The 16,939-nt window shown below is 47.5% G+C and carries 12 protein-coding genes, 16 tRNA genes, 2 rRNA genes and 1 riboswitch; of the genes, 2 read left to right on the forward strand and 28 right to left on the reverse strand.

Annotation, left to right across the window (positions count from 1 at the left end; translation table 11 throughout):
* Positions 1–198: 198 nt before the first annotated feature.
* The gene (locus OTK50_RS04890) at positions 199–1,134 is read right to left on the reverse strand and encodes an amidohydrolase family protein (protein ID WP_224224132.1); all 936 of its coding nucleotides are present in this window, start codon (positions 1,132–1,134) and stop codon (positions 199–201) included.
* 255 nt (positions 1,135–1,389) lie between these two features.
* On the opposite strand from OTK50_RS04890, the gene katA reads away from it, so the two are divergent.
* Positions 1,390–2,835, forward strand: coding sequence for a catalase KatA (gene katA / locus OTK50_RS04895; protein WP_045207024.1), 1,446 nt, complete (start codon positions 1,390–1,392; stop codon positions 2,833–2,835).
* A gap of 71 nt (positions 2,836–2,906) precedes the next feature.
* Here katA and OTK50_RS04900 read toward each other — a convergent pair whose 3' ends face one another.
* The 6 genes from OTK50_RS04900 to OTK50_RS04925 form a co-directional block, all read right to left on the reverse strand.
* The gene (locus OTK50_RS04900) at positions 2,907–3,878 is read right to left on the reverse strand and encodes an ABC transporter ATP-binding protein (RefSeq protein WP_224224131.1); all 972 of its coding nucleotides are present in this window, start codon (positions 3,876–3,878) and stop codon (positions 2,907–2,909) included.
* The gene (locus OTK50_RS04905; RefSeq protein WP_224224130.1) at positions 3,871–4,857 is read right to left on the reverse strand and encodes an ABC transporter ATP-binding protein; all 987 of its coding nucleotides are present in this window, start codon (positions 4,855–4,857) and stop codon (positions 3,871–3,873) included. Before OTK50_RS04905 ends, OTK50_RS04900 begins: the two co-directional genes overlap by 8 nt.
* Entirely contained in the window at positions 4,854–5,759 is a 906-nt protein-coding gene (gene opp4C / locus OTK50_RS04910; protein WP_014417251.1) for an oligopeptide ABC transporter permease, read from the reverse strand. The genes OTK50_RS04905 and opp4C overlap by 4 nt, the downstream gene beginning before the upstream one ends.
* A gap of 12 nt (positions 5,760–5,771) precedes the next feature.
* Entirely contained in the window at positions 5,772–6,728 is a 957-nt protein-coding gene (locus OTK50_RS04915) for an ABC transporter permease (protein ID WP_191974159.1), read from the reverse strand.
* 68 nt (positions 6,729–6,796) lie between these two features.
* Positions 6,797–8,518, reverse strand: coding sequence for an ABC transporter substrate-binding protein (locus OTK50_RS04920; protein WP_191974158.1), 1,722 nt, complete (start codon positions 8,516–8,518; stop codon positions 6,797–6,799).
* A gap of 2 nt (positions 8,519–8,520) precedes the next feature.
* The gene (locus OTK50_RS04925) at positions 8,521–8,700 is read right to left on the reverse strand and encodes an FbpB family small basic protein (protein ID WP_072588920.1); all 180 of its coding nucleotides are present in this window, start codon (positions 8,698–8,700) and stop codon (positions 8,521–8,523) included.
* A gap of 260 nt (positions 8,701–8,960) precedes the next feature.
* Between OTK50_RS04925 and OTK50_RS04930 the strand changes: the two genes are divergently transcribed.
* The gene (locus tag OTK50_RS04930; RefSeq protein ID WP_191974157.1) at positions 8,961–10,316 is read left to right on the forward strand and encodes an FAD-binding oxidoreductase; all 1,356 of its coding nucleotides are present in this window, start codon (positions 8,961–8,963) and stop codon (positions 10,314–10,316) included.
* A 40-nt stretch (positions 10,317–10,356) separates the two neighbouring features.
* Here OTK50_RS04930 and thiC read toward each other — a convergent pair whose 3' ends face one another.
* From thiC to OTK50_RS05035, 21 genes are all read right to left on the reverse strand, one after another.
* Positions 10,357–12,129, reverse strand: a complete 1,773-nt coding sequence (gene thiC, locus OTK50_RS04935) for a phosphomethylpyrimidine synthase ThiC (RefSeq protein WP_191974156.1) — start codon at positions 12,127–12,129, stop codon at positions 10,357–10,359.
* A 121-nt stretch (positions 12,130–12,250) separates the two neighbouring features.
* A riboswitch (TPP riboswitch) is annotated at positions 12,251–12,361 on the reverse strand.
* A gap of 49 nt (positions 12,362–12,410) precedes the next feature.
* Positions 12,411–13,109 carry a peptidase E gene (locus OTK50_RS04940; RefSeq protein ID WP_044801715.1) on the reverse strand — a complete coding sequence of 233 codons (699 nt, stop codon included), beginning with the start codon at positions 13,107–13,109 and terminating at the stop codon, positions 12,411–12,413.
* An 85-nt stretch (positions 13,110–13,194) separates the two neighbouring features.
* Positions 13,195–14,766, reverse strand: a complete 1,572-nt coding sequence (locus tag OTK50_RS04945) for a Na+/H+ antiporter NhaC family protein (RefSeq protein WP_224224129.1) — start codon at positions 14,764–14,766, stop codon at positions 13,195–13,197.
* A 147-nt stretch (positions 14,767–14,913) separates the two neighbouring features.
* Positions 14,914–14,995, reverse strand: a tRNA-Leu gene (locus OTK50_RS04950).
* A 245-nt stretch (positions 14,996–15,240) separates the two neighbouring features.
* Positions 15,241–15,329, reverse strand: a tRNA-Leu gene (locus OTK50_RS04955).
* A gap of 7 nt (positions 15,330–15,336) precedes the next feature.
* Positions 15,337–15,407: transfer RNA gene (locus OTK50_RS04960), tRNA-Cys, on the reverse strand.
* 6 nt (positions 15,408–15,413) lie between these two features.
* Positions 15,414–15,488, reverse strand: a tRNA-Gly gene (locus OTK50_RS04965).
* 53 nt (positions 15,489–15,541) lie between these two features.
* Positions 15,542–15,613, reverse strand: a tRNA-Gln gene (locus OTK50_RS04970).
* A 9-nt stretch (positions 15,614–15,622) separates the two neighbouring features.
* Positions 15,623–15,698 (reverse strand) — tRNA-His (locus tag OTK50_RS04975).
* 29 nt (positions 15,699–15,727) lie between these two features.
* Positions 15,728–15,801, reverse strand: a tRNA-Trp gene (locus tag OTK50_RS04980).
* 10 nt (positions 15,802–15,811) lie between these two features.
* Positions 15,812–15,896, reverse strand: a tRNA-Tyr gene (locus OTK50_RS04985).
* Positions 15,897–15,907: 11 nt separating this feature from the next.
* A tRNA-Thr gene (locus OTK50_RS04990) sits at positions 15,908–15,980 on the reverse strand.
* A 3-nt stretch (positions 15,981–15,983) separates the two neighbouring features.
* Positions 15,984–16,059 (reverse strand) — tRNA-Phe (locus OTK50_RS04995).
* A gap of 10 nt (positions 16,060–16,069) precedes the next feature.
* Positions 16,070–16,146 (reverse strand) — tRNA-Asp (locus OTK50_RS05000).
* Between the two features lie 6 nt (positions 16,147–16,152).
* A tRNA-Met gene (locus tag OTK50_RS05005) sits at positions 16,153–16,229 on the reverse strand.
* 7 nt (positions 16,230–16,236) lie between these two features.
* Positions 16,237–16,312 (reverse strand) — tRNA-Val (locus tag OTK50_RS05010).
* 10 nt (positions 16,313–16,322) lie between these two features.
* Positions 16,323–16,394: transfer RNA gene (locus OTK50_RS05015), tRNA-Glu, on the reverse strand.
* A 36-nt stretch (positions 16,395–16,430) separates the two neighbouring features.
* Positions 16,431–16,521, reverse strand: a tRNA-Ser gene (locus OTK50_RS05020).
* 5 nt (positions 16,522–16,526) lie between these two features.
* Positions 16,527–16,601 (reverse strand) — tRNA-Asn (locus tag OTK50_RS05025).
* A 9-nt stretch (positions 16,602–16,610) separates the two neighbouring features.
* Positions 16,611–16,726, reverse strand: a 5S ribosomal RNA gene (rrf, locus tag OTK50_RS05030).
* 102 nt (positions 16,727–16,828) lie between these two features.
* A 23S ribosomal RNA gene (locus OTK50_RS05035) occupies positions 16,829–16,939 on the reverse strand; the annotation flags it as partial.

Consider the following 16,939-nt stretch of genomic DNA (forward strand, 5'->3'; position numbering starts at 1 on the left):
CGTGCGATCGAAAAACAAAAAGGCCCCCATCTCCGATTGCTTGCAGAGATGGGAGCCTTCGGCGGTCCGATCGGCAACCCGTTTGTTTTTAAATTTGAATATCATGTTAATTCAAATTATTCCGACTTGTCAACTGTTTTTTATAAGGATTAAAATACGCCCTCCGGCATAACCCTGCCAGAGAGCGCATCGGCTGTATCACGTATTTACTTCCTTTTCTTGACGGGCGATTTTCAATAATGTCCGCGCGTTGTTACCGAAAATGTTTTCAATATCTTCTTCCCGCATATTGATTTCCCGGCAGGTCCTCACCTGCTCCTGAAGATATCTGTATACATATCCTCTCGGAAATCCGTTCGAATCCGTCCCGAAGATGATCCGTTCAGCACCGATTAATTCAGATGTCTTTCGAAACAGAATTTCCAAATCAAGCGGGTACGGCATCCACCTCATCCACTGATTTGAGCCGGACGTGTCAATATACACATTCGGGCAGCTCCAGCACAGCTGCAGCAGTTCCTGATAATATCCGGCGCCGAAATGCGGAATGATGAACGGTATATCAGCATACTCTCTCGCGACACGATAGATGGAGAGCGGGTTGATGTTGCGATGGCTGACAATGCCCCCCGCTCTTCCTAAAAGCCCAAAGTGAATTAATACAGGCAGCCTTTTGTCAGCTAAATAAGTCCACAGCTTTTTCAGCGACGGATCATGAAAATCGATGTCTGTCAGCGGCCCGAACAGTTTATATCCTTTCAGACCGAGCTCTTCTACCGCTCTTTTCAGCTCTTCATACGCATCCTCCCGCTCCAAGGGATGATATGCAAATCCGGTAAATCTCGCGGGATTGGCTTGAATAAACGCCGCCATCCGGTCATTGCTCTCTGCTGTTAAAAAATTCAGCACGTCAATGCCGTACTTATCTAATTCGTTCTCCCATCTTGTCATCAAAGCGATTTCGCCCTCATCGCCATCAACATCATGCGGACCAGGAAAGTCCCAAGTCAGATTCATTCTTTCTGACCGCTCCCGGTTATAATCGGAAAATGTCTTATCGTTTTTGCCGAAATAAAGGCTGTACGGCAGATGACCGTGAATATCGACAGGTTTAAAATGCTGTCGGAAAAGCATACAATCGCCGCCTCCCTTACCGCCTGACAATAAAAAAGGCCCTTATCCAGTGAAGAATAAGAGCCTCTTGTGTCCAAGTCAGCGGTTTCTATTTTTTCTCATCTTAAACCTATTATTCCCGTCAGTCAAGTAGGCTTTCAAAACCAAACTCTTTTTTCGATAATAAAAATAATTATTTTATAATCATTATAAAATAATATTGACTTTTTACTGATAGGTGATATTATGTTTTTATAAATCTAAAGAGGTGATCACATGAGTTCAAATAAATTGACAACCAGCTGGGGCGCTCCTGTCGGAGATAACCAAAACTCAATGACGGCCGGCGATCGCGGTCCTGCTTTAATACAAGACGTCCATCTGCTTGAGAAATTGGCGCACTTTAACAGAGAACGCGTTCCCGAGCGTGTCGTTCACGCAAAAGGCGCGGGCGCACACGGTTATTTTGAAGTCACAAATGACGTTACAAAATATACGAAAGCCGCATTTCTGTCAGAAGTCGGTAAACGCACGCCGCTCTTCATCCGTTTCTCAACCGTTGCGGGCGAACTGGGCTCTAGTGACACAGTGCGCGACCCGCGCGGATTTGCCGTTAAGTTTTATACAGAAGAAGGAAACTACGACATCGTCGGAAACAATACGCCCGTGTTCTTCATCCGCGATGCCATCAAGTTCCCTGACTTTATCCATACACAAAAAAGAGATCCGAGAACACATCTGAAAAATCCGACGGCCGTTTGGGATTTCTGGTCTCTGTCGCCAGAATCCCTGCACCAGGTAACCATTCTGATGTCAGATCGGGGCATTCCGGCGACTCTTCGCCATATGCACGGATTCGGAAGCCATACATTTAAATGGACAAATGATAAAGGCGAAGGCGTCTGGATTAAATATCACTTTAAAACAGAGCAAGGCGTGAAAAACCTTGATGTTAATACAGCCGCAAAAATCGCGGGTGAAAATCCTGATTACCATACGGAAGATTTGTTCAATGCGATTGAAAACGGCGATTTCCCCGCATGGAAATTATATGTTCAAATCATGCCGTTAGAAGACGCAAACACATATCGCTTTGATCCGTTTGACGTCACAAAAGTATGGTCTCAAAAAGATTATCCGCTCATTGAAGTCGGCCGCATGGTTCTGAACCGCAATCCGGAAAATTACTTTGCGGAAGTAGAACAGGCGACGTTCTCTCCCGGCACATTAGTCCCCGGCGTCGACGTCTCACCTGACAAAATGCTTCAAGGCCGGTTGTTCGCATACCATGACGCGCATCGCTACCGTGTCGGCGCGAACCATCAGGCGCTGCCGATCAACCGTTCCCGCAATGAAGTGAAAAACTATCAGCGTGACGGACAAATGCGTTTTGATGATAACGGCGGCCGCTCCGTCTATTACGAGCCTAACAGCTTCGGCGGCCCGACAGAGTCACCTGAAGATAAACAGGCGGCATATCCTGTATCAGGTTTCGCTGACAGTGTAAGCTATAATCATCATGATCATTACACACAAGCCGGCGACCTGTACCGCCTGATGAGCGAGGAAGAGCGCGCGCGCCTTGTCGCCAATATCGTCAGTGCGATGAAACCTGTGGAAAAAGAAGAAATTAAGCTGCGCCAGATCGGCCACTTCTACAAGGCTGATCCTGAGTACGGCAGACGCGTTGCCGAAGGACTCGGACTGCCATCACCAAAATAACATCAAAAAACCTGCCGGTCTGCCCGGCAGGTTTTTCCTGTTTATTATCAATAAAACCGTTTTTTTCTCAATTACACGAAGTGGCATGCCGCAAAATGATGAAGCCCTTTTTCTGACAGCGCCGGACTTTTCTCAGCACATATCTTCTTGGCTGCCGGGCATCTCGTTCGGAATTTACAGCCTGAAGGCGGATCAGAGGGGCTCGGTATATCACCCTTTAAAATTATCCGCTCCCTTTTCGCTCCGGGATCAGGATCAGGAACAGGCACGGCTGATAACAGCGCTTTCGTATAAGGGTGAAGCGGCCGTGAAAAGAGCTCCTCTTTTGACGCGTATTCCACAATCGTCCCTAAATACATAACGGCGACCTTCGTACATAAGTGCTCCACCACGCTTAAATCATGAGAAATGAACAAATATGACAGCCCGTGCTGTTTTTGAAGGCTGCTGAACAAATTGATCATCTGCGCCTGGATGGAGACATCTAACGCCGCCACGGGTTCATCCATAATGATAAATTGCGGCTTGAGCGCCATCGCTCTTGCAATCACGATCCGCTGCCGCTGCCCTCCGGAAAATTCATGCGGATATCGATCGATAAAGTTTGCGGAAAGTCCGCAGGCTTCAAGAACTTCCGCCGCTTTATCACGCACGTTCCGCTTCACCGCCAATTGATGCTCGATCATCGCTTCACCGATGGCTTCTCCGATCCGGCGCCGGGGATTTAAAGAACTGAACGGATCTTGAAAGATGAGCTGCGCTTCCGATCTGAAAGTTTTGAGCTCGCGCCGGCTCATCCGAAACACATCACGCCCCTGAAAAAACACCTCTCCCTCTGTTTTTTCATGAAGCCTCAAAATGGTCTTGCCGATTGATGACTTTCCGCTGCCCGATTCTCCCGCTAAGCCGAACACTTCTCCCTTTCCTATCGTAAAACTGACACCGTCGACCGCTTTTACAGGATTTTTGCGGGTCTTTCTCATCCCCCCATGCTCCTCGTAATATTTTTTCAGCCCCTTGACCTCCAGCAACACATCACTCATCTGCTTTCTCCTCTCTGTAAAGCCAGCACGCCGCCTGATGCCCCTTCCCGAATTCAGTAAAATGCGGGCTCGATTTCCGGCATATTTCCGTGCTGTGTTCACATCGCTCCGCAAAATAACAAGACGATCCCGACAGGTCCGCAAGCTCGGGGACCTGCCCCGGAATGGTGTACAGCATCTCCCTTCTTTGACCGATAACCGGCTTGGCCGCGAGCAGCCCTTTCGTATACGGATGCTTTGGATCAGAAAACAGCTTTGCAACCGGTCCTTCCTCCACAATTTTTCCCGCATACATGACAATCACATAATCAGCCATTTCAGCAACCACGCCAAGGTCATGAGTAATGAATAAAATAGACGTGCGAAATTGCTTTTTCATATCCCGCAATAAATCCAATATCTGCGCCTGAATGGTTACGTCAAGCGCTGTCGTCGGCTCGTCGGCAATGATCAATTTCGGTTCGCAGCTTAGCGCGACAGCCGTCATAATGCGCTGCAGCATGCCGCCGCTCAGCTCATGAGGATATCGGTGCATAACCTGCTCGGCATGCGGGATCTCCACTAACGTGATCAGTTCAACGGCCTTCCGCCATGCTTCTTTCTTACTCAGCAACAAATGTTCGCGAATCGGTTCGGTCAGCTGCTCACCGATCGTAAACACCGGATTCAAAGATGTCATCGGTTCCTGAAATATCATCCCGATTTCGCTGCCGCGGATTTTCTGCATGTCTTTTGGTTTCAATTCCAACAGGTTCCGTCCGGAAAAATGCACCGCTCCCCGTTCGATTCTCCCCGTCTCGGGAATAAGCTGCATAATGGACAATGACGCCATGCTTTTCCCGCAGCCGGACTCCCCTACAATACAAACCGTTTCCTCCTCATGTATCGTAAAGCTGACATCGTCCACGGCCCTTACCGCCCCCTCCTCTGTATAAAAAGCCGTTTCCAAATGCCTTACTTCTAAAAGCGGTTTTTTCATTTCATTTTCACCTGCCGTTTTACCTTAGGATCAAAAGCGTCTCTTAAACCGTCTCCAAGCAGATGAATCGCCACAACGGTCAGAAAAATGGCCGTTCCCGGCGGAATCCACAGCCACGGGCGGAGTGTAAAATCCATAAAATGATTCGCCGCTTCCATCATGTTTCCCCAAGAAGGTGTCGGCGGAGCAACGCCAAGCCCGAGAAAACTCAGCGCCGATTCACTCAGCATCGCTCCCGCCACATGCAAAGTCGCCGCTACCAGTAATAACGGCAATGTATTGGGAAGCAAATGATAGAGGATTTTCCGTTTATCACTAAGCCCCAAAACTTCCGCGGCCATCATAAACGGCTGCTCCTTCAGCGACAAAATCTGTCCGCGTACAAGCCGCGCCAAACCGGGCCATCCGATCAGGCTTAACATCATCATAATCAGGTACATTCTGTATTCAGAAGGCACTTTCCACTCCGACATCACCGCAGCCAAAATCAAAAGCAGCGGCAGGCCCGGGATGGACATGAGCATATCAGCGATGCGCATAATGATCATATCAGCGGCTCCCCGATAAAATCCGGCCGCAGCCCCGAGTAAAGAACCGATGACAAGCGACAGCACCATTGAAGCAAGCCCCACAGTCAGAGAAATCTGCCCCGCCAGCATCAGCCTCGTCAGCACATCTCTCCCGTACTGGTCGGTTCCCAGCCAATGATGGATTCCCGGCTGCTGATTGGCATTTGAAATATCCGTCCGATCTGTTATGTACGGAGAAAAAGACGGCCCGATAAAGCACAATAAAAACATAAAACATAAGAAAAGAAGACTGATGACCGTCAGCTTATGCTGCAGCAGGCGGCGGTACGTCTGCTTCCAAAGAGAAGGCGGCACCCCTTTTTGTTTTTTCATTCCGAACACCCCCTATTTCAGCCTGACCCGCGGATCAACCGCGGCATAAGCGATATCCGCCAAGAAGTTCCCCACAATCGTTAAACAAGACAAAAACAAGGTAAACGCCATCAAAACCGGATAATCACGATAATGCACAGATTCCAGCTGAATACGTCCGACACCCGGCCACCCGAAAATCTGTTCAATAATGATGGCTCCGGAAAACAGTCCCGGCAGTTCAAAAGCAAGCAGGGTGATGGCCGGAATGAGCGCGTTTTTCAACGCATGTTTCCAGATGACGGTGCGCTCTTTCAATCCCTTCGCTCTCGCCGTTCTGATATAATCCTGTCTGATCACGTCCAGCATGCCGGAGCGGAAATACCTTGTCAGCGAGCCGATGCCGAGCATAGATAAAATCACGACCGGAAGAATCATATGTCTGGCGGCTTCAAGCACGTACGAAAAACCTGTACTCGTGCTTCCGGTATCAATCATCCCGCCGGCGGGCAATATTTTCAAATCCACCCCAAACCACTTAATAAACAGAAGGCTGATAAAAAAAGACGGGAACGCCATGGAAGCAAAAACAAGAAACGTCACGATCCCATCAAACCATGAGTATTTCCTGACAGCGGATATGACACCCGTTATCATCGCGGCTGACCATGTGACAAGCAACGCCAAAAACGCGACAAAAAACGAATTCCAGACATATTTCCGAAGCAGTGACAGGACGTTCTCCTGATATTTCAAAGAAAACCCAAAATCTCCGCTAAGCACATTTCCGAGCCACGTCACATAGCGCTGCCAAATCGGCTGATCCAGCCCGTAAAGCGCTTTTAACTCCTTCGCTCTTTCCGGAGTCAGATTGACATTGGAATCAATATAGTCGCCCGGCAGCATGGCGAATAAGAAAAAAATAATAAAGGACGTACCGAATAAGATCACAAGCATTTGAATGAATCTTTCTGCGGCATACCGTTTCATAAAAAGCCCCTCCTTTCCGCTGAAAGGGCAAAATCCCCAGGATGCACCGGGTATTTTGCCCAACCGTTCTATTGAATTGAGACATTTGAGAGACTTGAACTGATTCCAGAATAATTGTCAGGCTCAAGCCCTTTTATTTTTCCGCTGACCGCCCTTGCGCTCTGACGGTAATGAATCAGAATGTAAGGCGGGTTTTCCCCGAGCTCCCGGTACAGCTGGTGATAAATCTCTTTTCTTTTGCTGATATCAAGCGTGCCGGCTCCTTTCTCTATCAGCCGGTCCGCTTTCGGATTGGAATATCCCGTTACATTATTGGGATGGCCGGAAGCCAGCTTTTCCACCGTGTCATTCGGATCAAGAATCTGCGAGGTGGAAACGGCGGCAAGGTCATATTGTTTGTCATTTATTTTCGCTACTTCCGTATTAAAATCCATCACTTCCGGTTTTAATGCGATTCCGATGTCCGCGTAATTTTCTTTCGCGATCGGGATGAAATCATCATCCGCTTTAGACGTGTAATAGCTGATTTCAAGCTTTTTTCCGTTTTTTTCACGTACACCGGCTTTGCCCGTTTTCCAGCCTGCTTTATCGAGAAGCTTTTTGGCTTTTTCAGGGTTAAACGCGTACCGATTGACACCTTTGTCATCATAAGCCCACGAAACCGGAGACACCGGAACATTTGCGACCTCTCCGTAGCGTTTAAAGCGGACATCGACGATTTTTTGACGGTCAAGTCCGTAAATAAGCGCCTGGGACACTTTCTTATCTTGAAAAGGCGGACGCTTGTGATTGACGTACACAAGCCCGTAATCATTCACGACAGATACGCTTATATTGGCAAAACCGAGACTTTTTAAGTGCTGAACCGTATCATCATCAGGTGAGAAAGAAGCGTAATCAAGGTCACCCGTTTCAAACAGCTGAAGGGAAGTTGACGGATCGATAATTTTATAAATCAGCTTTTCGGTTTTCGGTTTTCCGGCATAATAGTGTTCATTAGCCTGATAGCGTATTTCCTGTCCCGGAAGGTATTCTGTAAATTGATAAGGTCCCGCTCCGAGCGGTTTGGCATAAAGCTCTTTTAAATAGTCCAGTTTGCCGAATCGATAATTCTTTCCGTAGTAAGCTTCTGACAGCACCTGCCCGCCTAAAAGAAGCAGCGACTTCGCACTGACTTTCTCAGTCGTGATTTGAATGGTTCTGTCATCAAGGACGCGAATGCCCTCTATCGTCTTTGCCTTTCCTTCTTTGTAAGCCTTACCGCCTTTAATATAGGCCGTGGTGATATCTTCATAGCCCGCGTATGCAGGATCATGCAGCAGTGTTAAAGTGAATGCGGCATCCTTTGCGGTCAGCGGTGAACCGTCGCTGAAAACGAGACTTTTTCTTAAACGGAACGTGTATGTAAGCTGATCTTTGGAAATTTTCCAGCTTTCCGCAAGAGCCGGGGCAGGCTTCCCCGTTTTATCCAGTTTGACTAACGGTTCAAAAATAGGATCTGTCGCATTTCCGTCCCAGCCGTTTTCGTAAAAGTACGGCAGAAACACGCCGCCCGGCGCGGAAATCCCAGCAACAAAAGTGTCAGTTCTGGCTTTCGATTTAGCGGGAATCGCCGCCGGATGAGAAGCTTTAAATTCCTTTGTCTTGACATGGGCGATACGTGTTTCTTCCTTTTTATCCGCCGCAGATGACGGTTCTTCTCCAGCACTCCCTAACGCGCACCCTGATAACATGATGGATACCGACAGCCCGAGTACCGTTGTTTTTATCCTCCATTTTCTCTCCTTCATCTTTATCGAACCCCCGCATGCTTTTCATCTATCTTTATATAAATCTGCTCCATCTGTTCCTCATTTCTCATAATCTCCCGTTTGTTTTTCTCTACAAGCAGTTCGAAATTCAATGTGCGTTTTCTGTACTTTTTTCGTTTTTTGCTCTTTTTGCGCACATGTGATACCTTTTTTAACGCCACTTTTCATCCCTCCGCTTTTCATTTCATTCAATGACTTTCACGCAAAAAAGGCCCTTATCTGTTTAAAAGATAAGAGCCTTCGGTGATCCGATCAGCCATCGTTTGGAAATATGTAATGATTATGTTAATTCATACAATCCCTACCTGTCAACTATAATTTAAAATATCGTTTCCTTCCGGGGGGTTTTCCTCATACACTCTCTCATTTTTCCGCATATGCTAGAAAACATAGCAGATTACAAGTGAAAGTGAGTGAGAATGTGGAAAAGACAACATTGACCGGTCGCATCGTCAAAAAAGATGACCCGGACTATAATGCTGCGAGAACCAATATCAATTTAAGCCTGCAAAGATATCCAGACATCATTGTGTTTTGTCAAAATAAACATGACGCCCTCAATGCGCTGAGATGGGCACGTGAGAACAATGTGCCTTTCCGTATCAGAGGCGGAAGACACAGCTACGAAAATTTTTCCCTGTTAAATGACGGACTAGTCATTGATCTCAGTGAAATGAAGAAAATAAGAGTAAATGAGGATAAGCGGCTGGTCTCGATTGAAGCGGGAGCCGAATTGGGGGAAGTCTACCGGACACTCTGGCGGTACGGCTTGACCCTTCCTGCGGGAACCATTGCGAATGTGGGAATCACGGGGCTGACGCTCGGGGGAGGAATCGGATATTTAACAAGGACAGCCGGACTTACTTGCGATCGTCTCCTCCAGCTCGAAATGATCATAGCGGACGAAAAAGCGGGTGCTGAATTGATCACAGTCAACCGTTCAAAGCACTCTGATCTATTTTGGGCGTCTCAGGGAGGAGGGGGAGGCAACTTCGGCATTGTCACATCCATGATGTTTAAAGCCGTGCCGATCTCGTGCGTGTCTGTTTTTTCTGTCACTTGGGGCTGGGATGATTTTGAGGAAGTATTTAACACATGGCAGCGCTGGGCTCCATTTACAGACAACCGGCTTACCTCATCAATTCAGTTCTGGCCTAAGGAAGTCAACCGCATAGAAGCGCTCGGTCAATTTACCGGGACAAAGGATGAGCTGAAAGAACTGCTGGCCCCGTTAATGAAAGCGGGAAAACCGACAAGCGGCATGGTCAAGACAGTGCCATTTATTAAAGCGGCAGCCTTTTTTAACAGCCCGGGAGGCAATCAGCCGCAAAAGATGAAGCGGTCAGGATCCTTTATTGAAAAACCATTATCATCACGCGCGATTTCTACTTTAAAGCGCTATTTAGAGCACGCTCCGAACGAAAACGCCAGTGTCTGGCAGCAATCTCTCGGCGGGGCGGCCGGACGGATCGCTCCGGACCAAACGGCATTCTACTATCGCAACGCAATCATTGCCCAAGAATATATTACAACTTGGACATCTGCTGAAGAAGAAAGACAAAATGTCCGCTGGATCGAAGGACTGAGAACGTCCCTATCAAGAGAAACGATGGGAGATTACGTGAATTGGCCTGATAGAGAAATCAGAAACTGGCTGCAAACATATTACGGAGAAAATGTTCACCGCCTCCGTCAAGTCAAAACGAAATATGATCCGGAAAATATATTCCGCTTTGAACAGAGCATTCCTCCGCTTCGCCGTTCACCGTTTTTCTAAAAAAGATGAAGATGGGCAAACTCCATCTTCATCTTTTCTTTTATTGATATAAGCGGCTTCCCTTCTCTGCAAACTCTTTTGCTTTTTCTTTCAGCCCTTCATTGACGGCCTCGTCTTCAGTAAGTCCGTTTTCCTTCGCATAATCACGAATATCCTGAGAGATTCTCATACTGCAGAACTTCGGACCGCACATCGAACAGAAGTGAGCCGTTTTTGCGCCTTCAGCCGGCAGCGTTTCATCATGATATTCCATTGCTCTTTCAGGATCAAGAGACAAATGAAATTGATCACGCCAACGGAATTCAAACCGCGCCTTAGACAGAGCATCGTCACGGATCTGTGCACCCGGATGCCCTTTAGCAAGGTCTGCGGCATGTGCCGCGATTTTGTACGTAATGACGCCTTCTCTTACATCATCACGATTCGGCAGCCCCAAATGCTCCTTCGGCGTGACATAGCAAAGCATCGCCGTCCCGTACCAGCCGATCATCGCCGCGCCGATTGCTGAAGTAATGTGGTCATAACCCGGAGCGATATCCGTCGTTAATGGCCCGAGCGTGTAAAAAGGCGCCTCTTTACAAATTTCCAGCTGCTTGTCCATGTTTTCCTTAATTTTATGCATCGGCACATGACCCGGTCCTTCGATCATCACTTGCACATCGTGCTTCCACGCAATCTCCGTCAATTCTCCGAGAGTCTCCAATTCCGCAAATTGCGCTTCATCATTGGCATCCGCAATCGAACCGGGGCGAAGCCCGTCACCAAGTGAAAAAGCGATATCATAGGCCTTCATGATTTCACAAATTTCTTCAAAATGCGTGTACAGAAAGCTTTCCTGATGATGAGCGAGGCACCATTGCGCCATAATCGCCCCGCCGCGGGATACGATTCCCGTCGTGCGTTTGGCTGTTAACGGGACGTAACGAAGCAGTACGCCGGCATGGATGGTGAAATAATCCACGCCCTGCTCCGCCTGCTCAATCAATGTGTCACGATAAATGTCCCACGTTAAATCCTCGGCAATGCCATTAACTTTTTCAAGCGCCTGATAAATCGGTACCGTCCCCACAGGCACGGGGCAGTTGCGGATAATCCATTCACGCGTCGTATGAATGTCTTTTCCCGTTGATAAATCCATCATCGTATCGGCGCCCCAGCGAATCGCCCACGTCATTTTTTCGACTTCTTCTTCGATAGAAGATGTAACAGCCGAGTTGCCGATATTTGCATTGATTTTCACATGAAAATTCCGGCCGATAATCATCGGCTCGCTTTCCGGGTGGTTGACGTTAGAAGGAATAATCGCCCGTCCGCTCGCCACCTCTTCCCTGACAAATTCGGGAGACACATGCTCACGTATTGCGATAAACTCCATTTCCGGCGTAATGATGCCTTTTCTCGCATAATGCAATTGTGTTACATTTTTCCCCGGCTTGGCCCGAAGCGGTTTCCGCTGTAGGCCGGGGTATTCGGCAGTATGATCTTCTTTTTTATCACCGTTGTCTTCAGGCTTCACGGTCCGTCCGTTATATTCCTCTACATCTCCGCGCCCGGTAATCCACTTTGTGCGGAGCGCCCCCAGCCCTTTATGAATATCAATCTGTACATCCGGGTCTGTATACGGCCCGCTCGTATCATAAACACGGACCGGCGCATTCTCCTCTTCCCCGAATGCCCCCGTAGTCGCACTCAGACTGATTTCCCGCATCGGCACTCGTATATCGGGCGAAGAACCTTCTGCATAAACCTTTTTACTGCCGGAAAAACTCGACATAATGGAAATGTTCGCTTGCTGTACTGATTGATTTTGCATACAAATCTCTCCTTTATCATTTGAATAATAGAACCAAGCTCAGCACCAGCACAAAAAAACCGGGTTCAAAGAAGAACCCGGTTTTGCAGTCAGAAAGAAACTATTATTGTTGTCCTCAACAATAATAAAACCTCTACTTCCCCACGCTGGTACGAACCAGATCAGGTCCAAAGGGTTAAGAAGCCGCCGCTTCTCTCTCAGCCCGCTCAGACGGGCACCCCCAGTAACTATTGATTTCGCTCTCATCGTAACACAAGTTGTGTACAAAAAAAAGCATATTATCAAAATTCAGATAACGGGACAGTCATAAGCTCTGTTTCCCGAACACCTTCTTCGGTATTAAAAACCCGATAACCCTTTGCGGTTTCCCGGGAAGAGACAGCCCGGAACAGCTGACCGTCTTTATAATGAAGCGCAGCGCCGTCATCAGCGGCATAACCCTCCCTGAGTTTCTTTTCTGAAATCAGACGGTGATACACCGGCCGGCGCTCCGCTTCTCCGTCATAGTGCGGACAAAAGCTGCCCGGCAAAAATCCTAAAGCTCTTAACTCTCTCAAATCTCCAGCTGAATCTGTCAATCCTTCTTCATACCAGCAAATCGCCCCGGCGCTGAGACCCGCCAACATGATGCCGTTTTCCCAAGCCTCACGAAGAATAAGGTCAAGCCCCCACTCTTTCCATAAGACAAGCATATTGCGCGTATTTCCGCCTCCGACATATATAATATCTTTCTTCATGAGAAAGGATCTGAGATCAGAACCCGGCGGTTTAAACAACGACAAGTGATCCGGCTCACACCGCAGCTTTTGAAAGGCTTGATAAAACCTGCCGATATAATTCTCCGAATCTCCGCTTGCCGTCGGCAAAAAACAAACTTTCGGCTTTGACCGCGCCGACTGCTCTAAAATATACTGATCCAGCACAAGATGATCCGGCTCCATGGAAAAGCCTCCGCCGCCCATTGCAATAATCTGCTTCAATGTCATCACCTCTTTTTTTCTCTAGTATAACAGCTCATAAAAAGGCGTTATCCCATTTTCGGATAACGCCTTTAAAAAGTATTTGTTATCTGAAAAATGAAAACGCACCGTATAACACAACGGAGATCCCTGCGGCAATAAGCGCCGGAACAAGCTTCGAACGGGCATACTTCACAACATCGATCCCCAACACCGTACAGGTTGTCACCGTATTATCACTGAGAGGAGAAGCAAACGCTCCAAATGTTCCGCTCGCAAACACGGCCCCGATCGCTAATAATAAGCTGGTATGTGACTGAACCGCCAGCGTTACGCCGAGCGGCATTAAAAGCCCCCAAGTCCCCCAGGATGACCCGATAAAATAGGATATAACAGCCCCCAGTATAAAAAGAGACGGCGCAATAAACATATGGGGGATCCAGGACGTTAAATGAGAAGTAACATATTCCGAGAATCCAAGGTCTTCAGATACTGCTGTTACGGCCCAAATCAGCGATAACATAATAATAACGTTGACCAATTCGTTTCCGCCCTTAATAAAATGGGTAACAAGCTCGCCTGCATGAAAACGCTGAAACATAAAAAGAGCAAATGCTGCAATAACCGCTGCCAATAATGCGGTTAACATGACGCCAAGCATATCGCTTTTGACAAAAGCATTCAAAAACCCTTGTGCTTTTGAATGGCCGTCCCACCAGCTGAGAAAGAGTGTCAATAGCAAAAACAGCCCGATCGGAATGATTAAATTCCACGGCCGAATCGGTGTTTCCTTAATATAAGCACGGTGCGCCGAATCCAGCTCCTCCTGCTGGTCAGCATGCTCATCACTTTCGAACATTCCCGTATGTTCACCGTGAATATCTGAGATCGTCCCTGTTTCCATGTTGAATGAACCTGAGCCTTTTGAAAGCAACACACCGCTGTTCCGCGGAATTGGTTCCGTGTTTTTGTTATGTTTGCGAGCAAAAGTTTGTCCGCTCTTTTCTGTTTTTTCTAAGCTTTCATCCGCTTTTTGTTTCTTAAAAAAGCAGTAATAAATTCCGACTACTATAATCACAATGGAGAAAAAATTGAAGGGAATACTTTTCACATAAACCGTGTAAGCCGGCTGATCTATTCCTGACGTTTTGAGGGCCTGTCCGATAATGGAAACCATGTAGCCGACAAATGCCGTTGCTATCGGAATCAAGGCAATGACAGGGTTTGCCGTAAACTCAATGGCATACGCAATTTTCTGTTTCGACAGGTCCAGACGCTTGCTTAAAGCTTTCATGATCGGTGCAATTGTGACGATGCGAAAGTCCGGTTCACTGAACGTGCCAAATGTCGACAGCCATGCAAGCAGCATCGCACCTTTTTTGGTTTTAACTTTTTTACTGATCAAATGGACGAATCCTTTTATCCCGCCGGTCAGCTTTATAATCCCTACAAGACCGGCAAATGAATATAGAAACACAATGATTCTAATATTATTGGTGACGACAATATTACTGATTATATATTGAACCATATGTTCAATCCCGCCAAGCAAGCTGGGATGCAAAAGATAGCTTCCGACCAGCAAACCGACAAACAGACCGGATTGCACTTGCTTTGTAATGATTGAAATGGGAATGACCAGAATAAATGGGATAAGACAAGCCCAAGTCCCTTCCATAAAAAACACCTCTTTCAAAGAACTTGCTGTTAGTATCTTTGAAAAAAGCGGATTTATACAATCTGCACGCGTATCATGTTTTCACAAGCTTTGGAGGATATTTTCATACAACAAAAAAGGCTTCTACAATATGTAGAAGCCTTTGTATACCGGTGGCCGGGGTCGAACCGGCACTCCAGAAGGAACACGATTTTGAGTCGTGCGCGTCTGCCAATTCCGCCACACCGGCATGTAATGCGTCGTGTTCAACCGACGTATATAAATATAACATGTATTTCATAAAACGTCAACGATTTTAGCAAAGTTTTTTTAATGGTAATGCAGTATATACGATACAAGCAAGAAACTTATATTGATAGTCATTACGTTTTTATTATATAAAAAAAGTGATTTGCAATATGCAAATCACTCTCATATATGTTTTATAATGTGAAAACTGATGACCAATTTAACGTAGTTCGTTCAAAGTTAAATTGGTGCCGAGGGCCGGACTTGAACCGGCACGGTAGTCACCTACCGCAGGATTTTAAGTCCTGTGTGTCTGCCAATTCCACCACCCCGGCAATAGAAAGGCGACACCCGGATTCGAACCGGGGATAAAGGTTTTGCAGACCTCTGCCTTACCACTTGGCTATGCCGCCGTAATTTGGAGCGGAAGACGGGATTCGAACCCGCGACCCCCACCTTGGCAAGGTGATGTTCTACCACTGAACTACTTCCGCAACATGTAAAAGAACTTAATACATCTTATGCTGTTGTTTTTAAAAAAATGCAACTGGGCTAGCTGGATTCGAACCAACGCATGACGGAGTCAAAGTCCGTTGCCTTACCGCTTGGCTATAGCCCAATGATAAAATGGGGCGATTGATGGGAATCGAACCCACGAGTGCCAGAGCCACAATCTGGTGCGTTAACCACTTCGCCACAACCGCCATAATCTGAAGATGAATAAATAATATAGTGGCAGGGGCAGTAGGAATCGAACCCACACCGGAGGTTTTGGAGACCTCTGTTCTACCGTTAAACTATGCCCCTATTTATAAAATGGTGGAGGGGGGCAGATTCGAACTGCCGAACCCTGAGGGAGCGGATTTACAGTCCGCCGCGTTTAGCCACTTCGCTACCCCTCCATCATTTAGAGTGCCGGCCAGAGGACTTGAACCCCCAACCTACTGATTACAAGTCAGTTGCTCTACCAATTGAGCTAGACCGGCAAATGGTGGCTCGGGACGGAATCGAACCGCCGACACACGGATTTTCAGTCCGTTGCTCTACCAACTGAGCTACCGAGCCTTGTTATAAATGGCGGTCCGGACGGGACTCGAACCCGCGACCTCCTGCGTGACAGGCAGGCATTCTAACCAACTGAACTACCGGACCATTTTTTGGTTGCGGGGGCAGGATTTGAACCTGCGACCTTCGGGTTATGAGCCCGACGAGCTACCGAACTGCTCCACCCCGCGATGATAATGGTGGAGGATGACGGGCTCGAACCGCCGACCCTCTGCTTGTAAGGCAGATGCTCTCCCAGCTGAGCTAATCCTCCATCATATAAGTGACCCGTACGGGATTCGAACCCGTGTTACCGCCGTGAAAGGGCGGTGTCTTAACCGCTTGACCAACGGGCCCTGGTATTTTTTCGTTTGTTATGTATTGATAATTAGTGGCGGAGAGCAAGGGATTCGAACCCTTGAGACGGGGTTACCGCCTACACGATTTCCAATCGTGCTCCTTCGGCCACTCGGACAGCTCTCCATAAATGGCTCCGCAGGTAGGATTCGAACCTACGACCGATCGGTTAACAGCCGATAGCTCTACCACTGAGCTACTGCGGAATGAAGTCTGCCTGGCGATGTCCTACTCTCACAGGGGGAAACCCCCGACTACCATCGGCGCTGAAGAGCTTAACTTCCGTGTTCGGCATGGGAACGGGTGTGACCTCTTCGCCATCATCACCAGACGTTTTAGTGACATGTATTATTATACTATGTATTTCAGAAAAAGCAAGAGTTTTTTTGAAAAAATTCTCTCAAAACTAGATAACAATAAGCATACATTCAAATTGGTTAAGTCCTCGATCGATTAGTATCTGTCAGCTCCATGTGTCGCCACACTTCCACCTCAGACCTATCAACCTGATCATCTTTCAGGGATCTTACTTCCTTGCGGAATG

Origin of the sequence: Bacillus sp. NEAU-CP5 (assembly GCF_026420705.1) — a bacterium.
GTDB lineage: Bacteria > Bacillota > Bacilli > Bacillales > Bacillaceae > Bacillus > Bacillus velezensis.